This window comes from Anaerococcus sp. AH8042_DFU013_CI05 (assembly GCF_047936775.1).
Lineage (GTDB): Bacteria > Bacillota > Clostridia > Tissierellales > Peptoniphilaceae > Anaerococcus.
This window is the reverse complement of record NZ_CP175954.1, coordinates 526497-544288: the sequence shown is the minus strand read 5'-3', so window position 1 is coordinate 544288 and position 17792 is coordinate 526497. Positions and strand designations below refer to the sequence as shown.

General features: G+C 30.3%; 14 protein-coding genes, 1 tRNA gene and 2 other RNA genes. 4 read left to right on the top strand and 13 right to left on the bottom strand.

Features of this window, described 5'->3' with window-relative positions:
- Window positions 1–16: 16 nt before the first annotated feature.
- From ACKRLN_RS02920 to ACKRLN_RS02895, 6 genes are read right to left on the bottom strand one after another with little or no spacing between them, the layout of a single operon-like run.
- A complete protein-coding gene (locus ACKRLN_RS02920; protein WP_296141454.1) occupies window positions 17–1711 on the bottom strand; it encodes a phospho-sugar mutase in 1695 nt (564 codons plus the stop codon).
- 9 nt (window positions 1712–1720) lie between these two features.
- On the bottom strand, window positions 1721–3601 hold the full coding sequence (gene pulA / locus ACKRLN_RS02915; protein WP_367270010.1) for a type I pullulanase: 1881 nt from the start codon (window positions 3599–3601) through the stop codon (window positions 1721–1723).
- Window positions 3585–5843 (bottom strand): glycogen/starch/alpha-glucan phosphorylase, encoded by a 2259-nt coding sequence (locus ACKRLN_RS02910; protein WP_296141455.1) that lies wholly within the window; start codon window positions 5841–5843, stop codon window positions 3585–3587. The genes pulA and ACKRLN_RS02910 overlap by 17 nt, the downstream gene beginning before the upstream one ends.
- Before the next feature lies 1 nt (window position 5844).
- Window positions 5845–7275, bottom strand: coding sequence for a glycogen synthase GlgA (gene glgA, locus ACKRLN_RS02905; protein WP_296141456.1), 1431 nt, complete (start codon window positions 7273–7275; stop codon window positions 5845–5847).
- Window positions 7275–8399: a glucose-1-phosphate adenylyltransferase subunit GlgD gene (gene glgD / locus ACKRLN_RS02900; RefSeq protein WP_203126446.1), complete on the bottom strand. Its 1125-nt coding sequence runs from the start codon at window positions 8397–8399 to the stop codon at window positions 7275–7277. Before glgD ends, glgA begins: the two co-directional genes overlap by 1 nt.
- A 1-nt stretch (window position 8400) precedes the next feature.
- Window positions 8401–9534 (bottom strand): glucose-1-phosphate adenylyltransferase, encoded by a 1134-nt coding sequence (locus ACKRLN_RS02895; RefSeq protein ID WP_296141459.1) that lies wholly within the window; start codon window positions 9532–9534, stop codon window positions 8401–8403.
- Window positions 9535–9687: 153 nt separating this feature from the next.
- On the opposite strand from ACKRLN_RS02895, the gene ssrA reads away from it, so the two are divergent.
- Window positions 9688–10043: a transfer-messenger RNA gene (gene ssrA, locus ACKRLN_RS02890) on the top strand.
- A gap of 127 nt (window positions 10044–10170) precedes the next feature.
- On the opposite strand, the gene ACKRLN_RS02885 is transcribed toward ssrA, so the two are convergent.
- The 4 genes from ACKRLN_RS02885 to dnaX are packed head-to-tail and all read right to left on the bottom strand — an operon-like array spanning window position 10171 to window position 13752.
- Complete coding sequence (locus ACKRLN_RS02885) at window positions 10171–11145, bottom strand: hypothetical protein (protein ID WP_416335210.1); 975 nt, start codon at window positions 11143–11145, stop codon at window positions 10171–10173.
- Complete coding sequence (gene recR / locus ACKRLN_RS02880) at window positions 11138–11743, bottom strand: recombination mediator RecR (RefSeq protein ID WP_416335209.1); 606 nt, start codon at window positions 11741–11743, stop codon at window positions 11138–11140. Before recR ends, ACKRLN_RS02885 begins: the two co-directional genes overlap by 8 nt.
- Window positions 11743–12078 carry a YbaB/EbfC family nucleoid-associated protein gene (locus ACKRLN_RS02875; RefSeq protein ID WP_203127827.1) on the bottom strand — a complete coding sequence of 112 codons (336 nt, stop codon included), beginning with the start codon at window positions 12076–12078 and terminating at the stop codon, window positions 11743–11745. The genes recR and ACKRLN_RS02875 overlap by 1 nt, the downstream gene beginning before the upstream one ends.
- Window positions 12079–12087: 9 nt before the next feature.
- Window positions 12088–13752 carry a DNA polymerase III subunit gamma/tau gene (gene dnaX, locus ACKRLN_RS02870; protein WP_296141465.1) on the bottom strand — a complete coding sequence of 555 codons (1665 nt, stop codon included), beginning with the start codon at window positions 13750–13752 and terminating at the stop codon, window positions 12088–12090.
- 85 nt (window positions 13753–13837) lie between these two features.
- Between dnaX and ACKRLN_RS02865 the strand changes: the two genes are divergently transcribed.
- From ACKRLN_RS02865 to cbpB, 3 genes are all read left to right on the top strand, one after another.
- Window positions 13838–13928, top strand: a tRNA-Ser gene (locus ACKRLN_RS02865).
- Window positions 13928–14195, top strand: an RNA gene (gene ffs / locus ACKRLN_RS02860) — signal recognition particle sRNA large type. The genes ACKRLN_RS02865 and ffs overlap by 1 nt, the downstream gene beginning before the upstream one ends.
- Window positions 14196–14281: 86 nt before the next feature.
- Window positions 14282–14746, top strand: a complete 465-nt coding sequence (cbpB, locus tag ACKRLN_RS02855) for a cyclic-di-AMP-binding protein CbpB (RefSeq protein ID WP_203127823.1) — start codon at window positions 14282–14284, stop codon at window positions 14744–14746.
- A 15-nt stretch (window positions 14747–14761) separates the two neighbouring features.
- On the opposite strand, the gene ACKRLN_RS02850 is transcribed toward cbpB, so the two are convergent.
- From ACKRLN_RS02850 to pyrE, 3 genes are all read right to left on the bottom strand, one after another.
- On the bottom strand, window positions 14762–16411 hold the full coding sequence (locus tag ACKRLN_RS02850) for a GlgB N-terminal domain-containing protein (protein WP_416335208.1): 1650 nt from the start codon (window positions 16409–16411) through the stop codon (window positions 14762–14764).
- A gap of 33 nt (window positions 16412–16444) precedes the next feature.
- The gene (locus ACKRLN_RS02845) at window positions 16445–17152 is read right to left on the bottom strand and encodes a glucosaminidase domain-containing protein (RefSeq protein ID WP_416335207.1); all 708 of its coding nucleotides are present in this window, start codon (window positions 17150–17152) and stop codon (window positions 16445–16447) included.
- A 62-nt stretch (window positions 17153–17214) separates the two neighbouring features.
- Complete coding sequence (pyrE, locus tag ACKRLN_RS02840) at window positions 17215–17790, bottom strand: orotate phosphoribosyltransferase (protein ID WP_416335206.1); 576 nt, start codon at window positions 17788–17790, stop codon at window positions 17215–17217.
- Window positions 17791–17792: the final 2 nt, after the last annotated feature.

The window sequence follows — 17792 nt, the reverse complement described above, 5'->3', positions numbered from 1 at the left end:
GCCCTAGCTTTTAAATTTATTCTACACTGTCAATTATTTCTTGCATCCCACTAATCAATGCTTCTTTTTTATTATCAGCTACTTTTTCATTTTCCTTAGAGACAGCGTTGATATATAATTTAATTTTTGGTTCTGTACCTGATGGTCTGATAGCTACCCAAGAATCATCTTCAAAGTAATATTTTAGTACATTTGATTTTGGTAGTCCTGTATCATCAAGTTTGTAATCAACGATATTTACAGTTTTAAAATCTGCAAGTGATTCTAAAGGATTATTTCTAAATTCTTCCATGATTCTACCTATACGAGCTTTACCATCTAATCCTTGAAGGGTAATTGATATTACATCGTTTGAATAATAACCATGTTCTTTATACATATCATCTAGTACATCTAGCAAAGATTTGCCTTGTTTTTTATAGTAAGCTGCCATTTCTGCAATCATCATTGCTGAGTTTACAGCATCTTTATCCCTTACAAAGTCTTTGTAGTTGTATCCAATTGATTCCTCAAAGCCAAATATAAATTTACCATCTCCAGTTTTTTCCAATTCATTAGCTACAGCATAGATATTTTTAAATCCAGTTAGTACATCATATTTTTTAACGCCATATTTTTTAGCAATAGGTGCAATTAAATCTCCTGTCACAATTGACTTAACTACAGCTCCATTTTCTGGTAGTTCTCCATTTTTATTTAGGGCTTCTAAAATATAATTTGTAAGAAGTGCTCCTATTTTATTTCCTGTAAGGAATACATACTCTCCCTTACCATCATTAATTTCTACAGCACATCTATCAGCATCAGGGTCAGTTGCAAGTAGTAAGTCTGCCCCAACTTCTTTTCCTAATTTTTCTGAATATTCGAAGGCCGCTGGCATTTCTGGATTTGGATAACCCACTGTTGTAAAGTCTGGATCCGGGTTCTCTTGTTCTGTTACTACATTTATATTTTTAAATCCTCTTTGATCAAGAATTCTTCTTACTAATTTATTTCCAGTACCATTAAGTGGAGTATAGACAATTTTTATTTCTTTATCAATGTCTTCATTTATAGTACAATCCAGAACTTCTTTAACATAATCTTCTACTACGCTTTCTGGCACCCATTCGATAATTCCATCTTCAAGGCCTTTTTCAAAATCTAAGCGTGGAATTTCAAAAAAATCTGGGTGTTCTGCAATATGACCTAGAATTTTATTTGCAGTTTCATCTAAGATCTGACTACCTTCTGAATTATAAGCCTTGTATCCGTTATATTCCATAGGATTGTGGCTAGCTGTAATCATTACACCAGCTGATGTTTTTAAGTGTCTAACTGTGTAAGATAAAACAGGTGTAGGCTCTATTTCTTTATGGATATAAACTTTGATTCCATTAGCTGCAAATACTTCTGCAGTTATTTTTGCAAATTCTTCTGATTTATGGCGTACATCATATGAAATAGCAACACCTGCTTTTTTTGCATCTTCTCCCATTTCAGAGATAGTATCTGCAAAACCTTGAGTAGCCTGGGCTACCATATACTCATTCATACGATTTGTACCAGCACCCAGCTTTCCACGTAATCCTGCTGTACCAAATTCTAATGAGCTATAAAATCTATCTTTTATTTCTTCATCATTTTCTCTAATATCTTCTAATTCTTTACGAGTTAAATCATCAAACTTTTCATTATTTAACCATGTTTCATAATTTTTTATATAATCCATTTTCTTCTCCTAATATATTTTATATACATTAATTGATAACATATCAAGACTCATATCGTCTACTATATTATTATTTTTACCCTCTTTATCAAAAATTTTTTCCATTGTAAAATTATCAAAACCAATAAAGGATCTTAACTTTTTACTATTAATATATTTTTCTTCTATATCAGCATTTATAGCTACTAATACATATCCTTTGCTTGATTTCACTTTGTAAATAATTAATGAATTTTCAATGTGCTCCATAAAGCTTAAAGAATTTCTGATATCTTCAGGGTCTATTTTATTAAATACTTTTATATTTTTTCTAATGGTAATCAAATCTTTAGTATAATTGAATATGTTTATATTTTCTTGCTTATCATCCCAATTTATAGCATTTATAAATAAGGGAGAGTTATAAGAATTTCTATCATTGTTTTTGCTATGATTAAATTCATTTCCTTCATATAAAAATGGTTTACCAAATGATAGCATAACTAATCCAATAGCTAGTTTTACATAATCATCTATATTTGTAAGATCACTTAGGGAAATTTGTAGCTTATCATAGAGTATTAGATTATCATGGCAATTAAAATAATTTATAGTCTCTGATGCAAAGTCTGTAAATCCCCACCTGTTTTTATCAAAATGAACCGATCCAGCAATCCCTTCTTCTATTACAGGCTTTAAGTAGTGATTTCCTTGAATATATCCTATGCCAAATGAATCCGTATCCCCCTTTATAGCATCCCTATAAATATCATTAAATACTCCAAAACCATTGGATTTTTGAGATCCTTTTACTGTATGTTTTTCAACGGGCAAGCTTGTACCAAGAGCCATCCAGGGTTCTCCATAGATAATTAAATTTGGATTTATTTTTCTAAGTTCTTTTAACGCAATTCTTATCGTATCGATATCAATTAAGGCCATCAAGTCAAAGCGGAAACCATCTATTTTGTATTCCATAACCCAATACTTTAAAGAGTCGATGATTAGTTTTCTAACAAAAGGTCGCTCGCTGGCTAGCTCATTACCAACACCTGATCCATTTGAAAATGTACCATCCTTATTCATCCTATAGTAGTAATTTGGACCTAAGGTATTTAAATTAGAATCGTATGATTTAAAAGTATGATTGTAAACTACATCCATGATTACAGCAATATTTACTTCATGTATTGCTTGAATCATTTTTTTGAGCTCATAGACCCTTGATTTTGAATTTTGTGGGTCAGTTGCATATGATCCTTCAGGTGCAAAGTAAAGCTCAGGGTCGTATCCCCAATTATAATTATCGTCATCAAAAAATCTTTCATTAGATTCATCCACACTTATAAAGTCATATATTGGTAAAAGTTGCACATGAGTTACACCTAGTTCTTTTAAGTGTGATAATCCAGTTTTAAATCCATGATATTTCGAATCTTTTTCACTAAGTCCTAAAAATTTTCCTCTATCCACAACTCCACTGCTCTTATCAGCTGTGTAATTTTTTACTGACATTTCATAGATTATCGCCTCTTCTTCGAGTATATGTGGCACTATACTTTTCTTAAATCCTTTTGGATCAGTTTTTGCCATATCGCAAACTACTGAATACATTGAGTTTATAGAACTTGTAAATGAGTAAGGATCAGTTACCTCATATTTGTCATCTACTATATAGGAGTAATAATATCCATCCAAATCTCCACTTATCTCCGTCTCCCAAACACCGAATTCATTTTTAGTCATAAAATAAATATCTTTGCGAGGATTTCTATAATCCATAGTTAGAGAAAGTTTTACATTTTTTTCCGGAGCAAAGACTCTGAATATAGTTTTTTCTTTTGAGTAAATAGCTCCCAACTCATAATCTTTTATATCCTCATAAGTCAGTTTTTTATAATCTTTTACCAAAATTAATATCCTTTTTTACGTGATCTAAATTAAACTCATTGGCCCACAAAATATTTTTAACTTGCTTTTTAGTCCAATTTTCCTTATCCAAATAATCTTTTGATATATGACCTCTAAGATTAATCAAATTTTCTAAGTCTAATAATATTTCAAAAGAATCATTATATAACATTATTTCGTCATATATTTTTTTAAAGTCATAAGGTAAATTTTCGTGGGACTCTTTTAATAAATTTTCTATAGTATATTTTACTACTTGATTTTGATTAATAATATTATTTGCATTATAAGAATTTTCTTTTCGTCTTTGTTCGTAAGCATTATAATTTTCTTTAAATAAATAAAACTCGTTTTCCATATCTAAATTTTTCACAATCCCACCCTTTGTGGTAAGAATATTTGACATATTAAGAATTGAATTTAAAATATCAAAGTTTTGATTATCATATAATGGATAGATCAAGTTTGAATAGATATCACATGCAGGATAAAGATATCTAAGATCAGTAACTGAGAGGTTTTCTACATAAATAATTTTTAATTTTTCTCTAATGATTTTATCAGATTCAATTAGTTTTTTTAAGGCCAGAATAAATTTGATAGTTTCTTTTGCCATAAAGTAACCTTCGTTAGCTTTTCCAGAAAAAATATAGGTTTTTGGAATGGCGTAGGCATTTCTATTATCTCTTAGATAATAAAACTCATAAGCGATTGCAAGAGAATTTAATATTTGTCTTTTACTCTCATGCATTATGGATAATTGCATATCAAAAATAGAGTATGGATTGATGTTTTTTTCTTTACCTTCAAGTACTCTTATTAGTCTTTTTTTATTTTCAAGCTTTATTTCCTCTAGTCCATCTAAAAACTTATTACTAGATAAAAGTAAATTAAATTTTTTAAAATCTTCAGTATTAGATATGTCAATTTTATATTCCTCTAAGTAATTAGTTAGTTTCCTATTAGCACTTTTAGCATACATAAGCCTATCTGTACCAAGATTTATATATGAATAAGACCTGCTATTTTTTCTACTATCACAAAGTGATTTTGATAAGAATATATAATCATTACTTAAAGCTATATTTATATTTCTAAATATTACAAACCCATTTATAATAAATGGATCAAAATTTTCTTCGGTGATGAGTTCATTTTGAATCGCAGTTATAGTCGATAAAATTTCTGGATTCATATTTCTTATCTCATCAATAGGATATCGTTCAAGCGAGTCATCTGTAATCGAGAAAACCAAATGGTAAAAAATCTCCCTGGTATATTTAATTGCAGTTTTAGTTGAAAAATTATACTCACTTGTTAATATTCTTATAAATTCAATAAGGGCAAGTGTGGGATGAATATCATTTATAATTACGTTTGTTTGCTTATTAATATTATTAATATCTTCATAATATAAAACATATCTACGAACAAAATCTCTCATAGCTGATGCTGAGAAAAAATATTCTTGCTTTAATCTTAAAATCTTGCCTTCATAAGAAGAATCATCCACATATAAAAATTCAGTTATAGAACTGTTGTTAATATAATCATCATAAGCATCAATAATATCACCTTTTGAAAACTTGTTTAAGTTAATATTTTGGGTTGCTTCAGATTTAAACAATCTTAGAGTATTTATAAAACTGGCATCATCAGACATAACTGGCATATCATAGGTTATAGTTTTATGTTTTTTTCCATAAATTTCTATAATATTTGTAAAAGATTTTCTATGCTCCCAATTATAACCATTTCTTATCCAAGAGGATGATTCTGCTTTCTGCATTCCATCTTTAATTACTTGTTTAAAATTTCCTGACTCATAACGCAGAGCGTAGGCTGTAGCTTTAATTTTCTTATTTGAAAGCTCATTTATAAGATAAGAAGATCCCATGCCCATATCACCAATTCCAAGATCTGGCTCAGGGTCGTAGTTTATAATATCATCATAAGAAAAACCCATTTCATCAAGAGCAAATCTTATTTCAGATTCTAAATTTAATTTATAAATCACATTTTCTAGGAATCTTCCAGGTAAATATTCAAAGCTTAGAATATATACTTCATAACCTTCTTTAATTTTCTTTGTATCAACCCATCTTTTACCAATTATTTCCATGAGGTATCTACAAAGACAATCATAGATTTCATTATCTCTAGCGGTTTGTATGTTTTTAGCATAAAAAGAATACAAATAATTTTGTATTCTTTCTATAATTATCTCTTTATTTGTAATCATCCTACGCTTTTATGTCCTCATATAAATCTAAGTATTTACGGGCTGACATCTTCCAATCTATGTCCTGGCTCATTGCATTTTTTACTAATCTGTTGTGATTTTCTTTTTGATTATTGTAGATATTTATTGCATTTTTTATTGTAAATAAAAGTTCATGAGCATTTATATTTGAAAATGAATATCCAGTTCCTTCACCTGTGTATTCATTATAAGGGATAACTGTATCTTTAAGTCCGCCAGCTTCTCTAACAATTGGTAGTGTTCCATAGCGCATAGCAATTAATTGGCTGATACCACAAGGCTCTGAAATAGATGGCATTAGATAAAAGTCACTTGCGGCATAAATTTTGTGGGCTTCTGCTCCACCAAAATAGATTCTGCTAGCCATTTTATCAGGGTATTTCCAGGCAAAATATTTAAACATTTCTTCATAAGTATAATCACCTGTTCCAAGTAAAACAAATTGGATATCCTCTTGCAATAATTCATCCAAAATATATCTTACTAAATCCATACCTTTCATTTCATTAAGCCTTGACACAAGACCTATCATTGGTACATCTTCTCTTTTTGGTAATCCATAAGATTCTTGAAGAGCAATTTTGTTTAAAACTTTTTTTTCAATACTATTTTTACCAAAGTTTTGGTCAATCAATTTATCTGCTTCCGGATTCCATTCGTCATAATCAATACCATTTACTATTCCTGATAGCTTATAGTCATATTGGCGAATAATACCATCTAAGCCTTCTCCATAAAATGGATAATGAATTTCTCTAGCATAATTTTCTGAAACTGTGTTTACGGCAGTAGCATGAATGATACCACCTTTCATAAAGTTTATGGCATCATAAAATTTTAAATCATTTTCATTAAAATATGCTCCATCAAGACCTGCCAGCCTTAGGTTATCAGAATCAAATACGCCTTGGTATTTTAAATTATGTATGGTAAATAATGTTCTTATATCATCATAGTAACTATCTCCACGCCTATAATCATTTACAAAAACATTTACCATTGCTGTATGCCAGTCATTAGAATGAATGATATCTGGCTTAAAATTGATTTCTTTTCCTAAAAGTGTGCAAGCTTTTGAGTAGAATATAAATCTTTCTGCATCATCATCAAATCCGTAAGGGTGGTCACGATCAAAGTACTCCATATTATCGATAAAATAATATTTTACGCCATCAAAATCTAATCCATAAACTCCAGCATATTGGTGTTTCCAATCCAGATCTACGTAAAACTCTGTTATTTTTTCCATTTTTGATCTGTATGACTCATCTATTGTGCTATACAGTGGCAAAACAACTCTAACATCTGCTCCTAGATTTACAAGTTGTTTAGGAAGAGAACCCGCCACATCTGCAAGTCCTCCTGTTTTTACAAATGGTACAGCTTCTGCGGTCAGAAATAGTACATTCATTAGTAGCTCCAATCTTCTAACACTTCATTTTTGCTTGATACAAATGGATGAGATCTGTTACCAAATAATTTTACATTTTTACCAACTTGAGTTCCTTTTTCTGTAATTACAAAGTTTAATATAGCTTCATCTCCGACTACGCTGTCTTGAAAGATGATTGAATTTTTGATTACTGCTCCCTTTTTAACCTTGACACCTCTAAAAATAACAGAATTTTCTACTTCTCCTTCTATGATAGCACCATTGGCTATTAAGGAGTTTTTAACTTTGCTTTCTTTTGTGTAGGAAGTTGAAGGCTCATCTTTAGATTTTGTGTAAACCAGCCCATCTTTATAGAAGAGGTTATCAAAATATTCTCTATCTAATAGTTTTATATTTGCATCGAAGAATGAGTAAGTGTCCATTATGATTTCTAATTGATTATTAATCCTATAAAAATCTATATCTAAATCCTCTGGATATTCAAAAATCGCATTTAGCAAGTTTGAAATATAATTTTTTTCTTCGGCATATCTTAAAACTTTAATGAATAACTCACGTTTTATAAGAATAGACCCAGCGAATAAATCAAACTCATCACTTGTACCTAGATTGAATCCAGCATTTGCTGGTTTACCTTCTTCGTTTGAATTAATTATTCTACGATTGAGGAAAAAACCATCCTTATCCTCTGTTTTCTTTGTAAATATTAATACGTCATTGCCTTGATTTTTTAGTTGCTCTTTTGCATCTCCTATATCTACTTTATTTATATACATTGGGTTTGTTACAAAAATATATTCTGCATTACTTTCTTCAAAGGCTCTAAGTGTATCAAAATAAGTTTCTATTTCTGATGGATTTTTTTTATCATAGTTTGGAGGATTTATAGTAAGTCCACCGCGTCTTCTATTAAGTTCCCAGCTTCTACCATCACCTATATGATCAAGTGTTGATCTCATCTTATTTCCTGCATATAATATTACATTGGAAATGTCATAGTTTGTTAAATTTGAAAGAGTAAAGTCTATAATTCTATATCTACCTGCATATGGCAACATATAATCAGGTCTTACCTTGCACAATTCACCATAATCAGCTGGATTGAATTCTGAGCTATATACTAATGCTAAAATATTATCCATTTTATTCCTCCCCGATACCTTCAGAACTCACTAAATAGACTTTATCGGTATCTTTATCACCTATATTTTCTGTAATTTCTATATCTTCAGCTACCACACAATTGTAAATCTTGCATCCAGCTTTTACTTTGGAACCATTTAATAAAACTGAATTATAAACTTCAGCGCCCTCTTCTACAGTAACATTTGAGAATAATACAGAATTATCTACAATACCATCTATTACACAAGCTTCATTTACTAAAGCATCATTGAGCTTTCCATTAGGTCCGATTCTATGAGGAGGTAAGTTTAAGCTTGTAGTATAAATCTTCCAATCCTCATTATATATACCTAGTTCATTATTTGGATTTATAAGATCTAAGTTTGCTTGCCAGTAACTTCTTACTGTACCAACATCTTTCCAATAACCATCAAATTTATAAACATAAAGAGGTTCACCATCTGCTAACATTTTTGGGATAATATCTTTACCAAAGTCATTTGATGAATCAGGATTTTCATTATCTTCAATTAAAGTTTTCCTTAAAACTTTCCAGTTGAAAACATAAATACCCATAGACGCGAGGTTTGATTTTGGTTTTTCTGGTTTTTCTTCAAATTCTGTAATTCTGCCATTTTCATCAGTATTCATAATTCCAAATCTGATAGCTTCATCCCAATCTACTTCCATGACAGCAATCGTAGCATCAGCGCCTTTTTGCTTATGAATATCCAAAAGTTCTCTGTAGTCCATTTTATAAATATGGTCACCTGATAAAATTAAAACATATTCAGGATCTACTAAATCAAGGTAATTTATATTCTCATAGATAGCACTTGCAGTTCCTTCAAACCATTTTCCTCCCTCTTCTGTATAATATGGAGAAAGAATTCGAAGACCTCCGTAGTTTCTATCATAGTCCCAAGCAGCACCAATACCTAAGTGACGATTTAAAAGCTGTGGTTTATATTGAGTTAATACACCTATATCTTTTATTTCTGAGTTAGTTGAATTACTTAAAGCAAAATCTATGATCCTGTATTTTCCGCCAAATGGAACAACTGGTTTTGCCATATCCTTTGTCAATGCTTTAAGTCTAGAACCTTGTCCTCCAGCCAAAAGCATTGCAGCTGTTTTATTTGAATTTCTCATATGTCCTCCTTTGCAAAAGACTATCTATTATATAGTATATTAATACCCTAAAATAAATTTAAAATGCTAAAAAAACCTTTTCTTAAAATATATTTTACAAAAACTGAGATGTTTTGACAAAACCATCATTGTAAGGTACATTATAAGTTACATGGGGATGCCATGGTTTCGACGTGGTCGAAGAATTATTAATAGCAAGTCGAATGTGGAACGTAAATCCATAGTTTAAATATAAACGCAAACAACAATAGCGAAGCTAACTTCGCACTAGCTGCCTAAGAATCTGGTAGCAATGAATTGTAGGTTTGTCGCGAACTTACAATTTGTTTCATAATTTTAGCGACAACTAATATACCAAAGCTTTGAGGTATATTCAGTATTATGAAGCTAGCATAAAAATTATTTGTAAGTTTACTGGTTTTTATGCAAAATTTTTAAACTTACTAAACTTGTAGAGGTTAATAAGGAGACTTCCACGGACATGGGTTCGACTCCCATCATCTCCACCAAAATAAAGCTTTAATTGTTGAAAATCGCAATGTTCAACATTAACAATGTTAGCGAGCAGTTAGCAATTGATGATATATAAAATTTGCTACAATAAAAAAGAGCCCTTAGGGGCTCTTACTTTTTTGCTTATTTTTCATAATACAAATCATCTGTCGGTTCATTTTCTCCAACTAATGACTCATCTAATTCTTTTATTCTTTCAAGAAAAACTTTATAGGTTCCTTTCATTGTATCCCCATCTATAAATACTGGATTAGATCTTTTTAGGGCCATTTGCGCTCTTTGCTCTGTGATATCATATTCATTTAATATCTCATTTGAAATATTAATATCAAAATCCGATGTCTCCTCAATAGCTTGTGTTGATTCTTTATAGTCTTTTAAAAAAGTATCAAATTCTTCTTTGTTATCATTTAAATAATCTTTGTTTACAATTATTATATCGCTAACAAATTCTCCCTTATCTATTGAGAGGATACTTGAAAGATCAGAAATATAATAGTCTTTATCTATTACTTTTGAAAAATACGGATCTGTTAGTACTGTTAGAAAATTAGATGTTTTAGACATCTTATCCACTATATCGTTCATATTTTTGTAATATTCTTCTTTTAGTCTTAGTACTAAATTAAGTGGTCCTATTTTTTTATCAATTACTTTTGACAAATTTCCAACTGGATCTGGGATTAATAAATTTTTTCCTTGTAAATCACTTTGACTTTTTATTTCCTCATCAGAAACTATATGGATATTATCTAGTAAGGTTATCGCAGCAATTTCTATATTTTGATTTGTCTTTTCGTAAAAATATGGTCCAAGGTAGCCTGGAACAACTGCTATATCAAAGTCTCCTTGCTCAATTTTTGTATAATTTGGATTTGAAGCAATGATATATGATATATTTGACGAATTCTTGATATTATCTATTACAACTTTTGATGAAAAACTTGTAGCATTAATATTTAATTCACTTTTTACGGGTTTTTCCTGCTCTACTTCAACTACGTGTGTATCATTTTCAACTACTTCTTCCTTCTTGCCACAACTTGTTGCAAGGGCAAAAATGGATAGTATCAACATAAATTTACTAAATTTAGTCACGGATCTCTCTCCTATCCTCTATTGCTCGCTCTAGGGTAAGTTGATCAAAGTATTCTAGATTTGATCCAACAGGAATTCCTTGGGCTATTTTTGATACCCTGACGTCTTTTTCATTTAAAAGACTGGTTAAAAAAAGTGTAGTCGTTTCTCCTTCTATAGTTGAAGAAATTGCTAGGATTATTTCATTTATCCCCTCATCATCTATTCTTTTTAGGAGTTTATCGATATTTAGCTCATCAGGACCTATGCCGTCTGAGGGTGAGATGAGTCCACCGAGTACATGGTATTTACCATGAAAGGCCCCAGATTTTTCTATTGCTATTAGGTCCTTTACATCCTCTACTACACATATAAAATCTTCTTCACGAGTAATATCTTTGCATACATCGCAAATTTCTGTCTCAGTAAGATTTCCACAAATCTCACATTTATGAATTTTTTCTTTTACTTCCAACAAGGCCTTAGAAAAATCACTTATGTCAGTTTCATCACGTTCTACAATATTCATTGCAAGTCTTTCAGCAGATTTGCGACCAATTGTAGGTAGTTTTTGAAATTCTCCTATTAAGTTATTTAAACTTTCTGGAAAGATTGCCATTACATAAATCCAGGGATATTTAGACCACCTGTAAGTTTGCCCATTTTTTCTCCGCTGTATTCATCAGCCTTTTTAAGTGCATCATTTACTGCTGCAATTATAAGATCTTCGAGCATTTCGCTATCTTCTGGGTCTATTACATCTTCATCTATTTTTAGGCCAACCAATTCTTTTTTTCCATTTACAGTTGCTGTTACAACTCCACCACCTGAAGTTGATTCAAATTCTTTTTCTTCGATGTCTTGCTGAGCTTTTTCCATCTCTGCTTGCATCTTTTTAACTTGTTTCATCATATTGTTCATATTTCCCCCACCTGGGAATCCACCTCTTGCCATAATTTTCTCCTATTCTATAATTATTTCATCACCAAAGATTTCAATCAGTTTTTCTGAGTAATCTTCAGTTTTTTTTTCTTCTTCCTGAGTTTCAGTTTTACTTATATTATTATTCATATTATCAAATGAATCAATAGTAAAGCTATAATCAGCTGAAAGTATTTCTTTTAAATTGGCCTCTATTTCATTTATTTTAGTTTCTATAAAGATTTTATAAAAGTCATCTTTTATATAGAAAATGAAGTCATTTTTATTTATCCTATAATTAAATCCTTCATCAGCAAATAGTCCATTCATTACACCACCTGCCGTTTTTATGAGCATAGTTTTAATTTTTTCTTCATCTACTGAGGATAAATCATTTTTATTATTTAATTTAGCTGAAGTTTCAGCTTGCTCTTTATTTATATTTTCTGTCTCAGTTTCTTTATATTTTTTATTTTGTTTAATTTCATTAGATGACAGTTTTGGCTTTTCAATTTCATTTAAGCTGAAATTAGATAATTTACTTTCTATTATTTTTGTAACCAAATTTACTAAATCATCACCAGTATTTTTTTCTAAGTATGAAATTCTAGATTCAAGATTATTTATATTTTTAAGATTTAAGAGCCTTAAAATACAAACTTCGGTCAGAACATCTGTATTTTCTGTAAGTTTCATCTTATTAGAATATTCAATTAGAATGTCTAAATAATCTGCTAGCTCAGAATCCGTTATTTCTTCAGACCTCTTACTAATCGAATCAAGATAATCAATATTATCAAAATAAGAATTATCAGCAGTTAATTTTAAAATTAGTATATCATTAAAATATGATATCAAACTATCTAATATATCCTTATTACTCTTATTATTTCCCCTAAGCTTAAAAAGATTATTCATACTAGCTTTTGTATCTTTTTTTATAATTGCTCCTGCTAGAGCATCCACATCATAAAAATCAACTACACCTAATAAGCTTTCTACTTTTGATAAATCATATGATTTCTCACCGTATGACACTACCTGGTCTAGGATACTAAGAGCATCACGCATAGCTCCATTTGCTTTTTTTATAATCAGATCAATAGCTTCATTATCAATTGATATATCCCTATCATCAAGTATTTGATTTATTTGATTTTTAATATTTGAATCATTTATCTTATTAAATTCAAACTTTTGGACACGGGATAAAATTGTGCGCGGAACTTTTTCTATCTCCGTTGTTGCGAGTATAAAAACTAAATGGCTTGGTGGCTCTTCCATAATTTTAAGTAAGGCATTAAACGCCTCACGGGTAATCATGTGAGCCTCATCTATTATATATACCTTATATTTCAACTTATTTGGAGGATAGATTACATTATCTTTTAGATTTCTAATATCATCAATCCTACGATTACTGGCAGCATCCATTTCTACGACATCTATTGTAGATTCTTCTTCAATTGCCAGGCAATTTTCACATTTTAAGCAAGGTGAACCGTCTTTAGGGTTAAGACAGTTTATAGCTTTTGCAAATATCTTTGCACAAGAAGTCTTACCCGTACCTCTTTCACCAGAAAATATATATGCATGGCTAATCTTGCCAGTTTTTACTTGATTTTTAAGGACATTCGTAACCCTATCTTGGCCTAAAACCTGATCAAAAGTTTTTGGCCTATATTCTCTATATAATGCTTTTGCCATAATTTTCCTTTCTAGATTATTATACCATATGAAATATCTTTGCATTTAGAAAAATTCGTAGTATAGTCTAATAATGTAATTGCATGGAGAGCTGTCCGAGTGGTTGAAGGAGCACGATTGGAAATCGTGTATACATATTTCGTGTATCATGGGTTCAAATCCCATGCTCTCCGCCATGCACTAGATGGGGAACTAGCGATGCCTTGTAACCTGCAATTCGCTATAGCAGGGTCGAATTCCCAGCAGAGGGATATTTTCTAACTACAAGCCTATATGAACTAGTGAAGACTGATAGGTCTTACGCAACAGGAAACTATGAACCATGTCAGGACGGGAACGTAGCAGCATTAAGTAGATCTTTCTGTGTGCCGTAAGGCTACCTATCACGAGCTAGGATTGTATAGACACTCTAGTGAGATTTTATTTCGAAGCTGGGTGTGCTTTACATAGCCCCGAGGGATATCCTCGGGGAATTTTTTTACTTTATTTTTATTTTAATCTAGTTTATAATCTTTATAAGGAGCTAAATATGATTGGTAAAAATATAGAAAAAATGTTTAAAGAACCTACCGAAAATATAATGATTCCTGCAAGTGATGTAGCTATTGTGCGTGAAGATGATTCACTAGTTCATGCCATCCTTGTTTTATCTTCATCTGGTTATCAAATCATCCCTGTTCTTGATAAGGAAAATAGGGTAAGAGGTCTTATTTCTATATCAAATATAGTTACTAGCACAGAAGACTTATCTATTTTTGATGAGGATAGACTTGCTCAAATAAAGGTAAAAAAGGTAATGAATCAAGTTGTACCAATCCTTTTTGATAATTATAATCTTGAAGATGTACTAAGATTGATTATCAATAATAACTTTATTTGCGTGACCCACAAAAATGGATATTTTTTAGGAATTATTCCTAGAAAGATAATACTAGAAAGATTTACAAATATAGCTCACAACTTGGAAAATCAATATACTTTAACAGAAAAATAAAAAAGAGGATGAGTTTTACTTCTCATCCTCTTTTATTTTAAATATAGCAGATCCAAAAGGCATTATTTGTATATATTCTTTTTTATCTAAGATTCCATTAATATTTCCAGATCCACCATAGTCTAGATTATCAGTATTAATTATTTCCTCTAGCTTATATGGACTTTTTATTTTGTATTCTAAATCAGTTATGTTTATAAGGATCAAAAGTTTTTTATCTTTATATTCTCTAGTAAAAGCATAAATACTGTATCCACCAATGTCTAATAACTTTGTCTTAGAATCAAATGTATTAAATCTCGTTTTAAAAATTTTTATCAAATCATTATAAAACTTATTAAATTCTTCTCTTTCTTTATTATCAATGGTTAGATTAACTTTATCAAAAACAGAAAAAGTTTTAAAATCTGCGACCTCATCTCCCATAAATATCATCTTTATCGAATCGAGACTATACAATAGGGTAAATAGACTTTTTAATTGACTAATTTTATTATTTCCATACATTTTCATAGCTAAACTTGCCTCATCGAGATAAGAATCTACATATGAAAATCCAATTATTTTTTTGCTATTGTCCCTAGTAACTAACTTCTGCACAATCATTTTGTACTTATCCCTCTCAATAGGAGCTTTTTGCATAATTCTTATGACTTCTCTAAATCTTAAGTCGTATACATAATCAAAATTTAGATCCAAATCATAAATTCCATTAAAACTGGCCAATGCTAGCGAATCTTTTTTATGTATCAAATTAATTATTTCTTCTAAAAGTTCTAGCCAATCCTCGTTGATTCCTCTTTCTGCCTGACCCTGCCAGTAAATAGCATTTTCGATATTAGATAGCATTAGTCCATCAAGATTATATTCTCTTATCCAGTAATTTATAGCTGATAAGATGTATGATCTTGACGAATTTTTACTCGGATCAAAATTTATTCCCCCATAATAATTATATTTTATATCTTCATAAGCATAACCGTAAAGATTTGTCCCATCAAAATCAAAAAGGCAATAGGAATTCTCATCAAACTCATAAATATCAAGCTCAACAATAATGCCAATATCATTTTTATGGGCTATATCTACAAACTTTTTAAAATCATCTATATTGCCATATCTTTTAGAATATGCAAATAAAGAAAAACTTTTATAACCATATGATTTGTAATTTTCATATTCAGCCAAGGGCAAAAATGATATGTAATCAAAGTTATTGGCTTTACAATGTTCAACTATTTTTTCATAAGTAAATTCATTATTTCTTAACAAAGACCCCAAATGCACTTGATAGATGTTATTAGGCTTATTTTTAATTTTTTTATTTTTAAATTTATATTCACTCGATCCTACGGTAGAACAATTTTGCTCAATATTTATTTTTTCTGCAAACGGATCTATTTTTTTAGTTTTTTGACCATTTTCACTTGTAATTATATATTGGTATCTATCATTTTCTTTTGCATCATTTATCCTTATAGAAAATATACCAGTTTTGTATTTTCTTAACCTTTGTCCCTGCCAATCATTAAAATCACCTATTATATCTACCGTACTTGCATTTGGGGCAAATATTCTAAATATATATCCTATAGATTTTTTATGATTTCCTAAAAAATCATAGGCTGTTTGTGATTTTCCTTTTAAAAATGATTTTGTATCCATAATTCCCCACTTATACTTTCAAAAAAAGACAGGCTACATCCCTGTCTCATTTTCAAAATCTTCAATCATTGATTTTACTACTTCTATCATCATCCAATTTACTTTCTTTGACCAATCTGGATCAGTTGCATAACTCATGCCAATAGCATCTGTGGACACTCCTTTATAGTAAGCTCCATTGCTTGATAAATAATTTTCTTTTAAGTGTTTTGCTACCGTATTAATAGATTCAGCTGGAGTTTTAAAGTTTGTTGCTTTGTTATATGGGTCAATGTCAATTGCATTATAACCAAAGAGATTGTTTTTGTTTAAAAATAGTTCACTTGTTCCATTTCCAGTTTCATGCTTTGCCATAGCCATCAATAGTATAGGGTTCACTCCATAAGTATCTCCAGCATTTTTAAAGTCTTTGCCAAGACCGGCAAGCCCAGTGTCTTTTAAACCTGTTTCATATTCTTCTTCGGTAAAATCTGGTACATTTAAGCAATAGAACATGTTTTTAGAGTCAATCTTGCTTGATCCCTTATCGTAAAATTCATCCATATCATCTTTTAATTTTTTATATTGCTCCGCCCTAGTTTTTTTAAGTAGAGTAGTCTCATAATTTATTTTATTTAATCCATCTAGTAAATTTGATTTTGTTTGATCCTTTGATGCTGATGCAGTGTCCACTATAAAAAGATTTAAGCTAAACATAAGAGAAACTAGCCCAAAAATACGCGTCATTTTTTTATTTTTCATATATAAATTAAATCCTAGCTTTTTAATAAATTATATTAGCTAGGAGGTAATTACGCAAATTATTATTGAATTTTTCTTGAACCAGGTTTTACTGCTGGTGTGTCTTTTAAGTGTTCTGGCAGGTCACCTACATCATAGGTTTTAACATCTATTTTAGTTGCTGATATAATTGGAAGACCATTTATCTCAGCTTTGTTTGATCTATTTACAATAGAAGCAAGAGCAACTACTTCTGCTCCGTATGATCTAATTACTTCTACTGTTTCAAAAGAAGATTTTCCAGTTGTGATGACATCTTCTACAACAATTACTTTTGCCCCTTCTGGGATTTCAAATCCACGACGAAGTGTCATATCATTGTCTACTCTTTCTGTAAATATTGCATTTACTTCAAGTGCTTTTCCTACTTCGTAAGAAATGATTACTCCACCCATAGCAGGACCTACACATAAATCTACATCTATGTTATTTTCTTTTAATTTTTCTGCAATTATTTCAGATACTTCCTTACAGTATTCTGGATGTTGGATTAATTTTGCACACTGAATATATCTATCAGAGTGTTTGCCGCTAGAAAGTAAAAAGTGACCTTCTAAAAGAGCATCTGATTTTTTTAATAATTCTATTGTTTTATCCATTT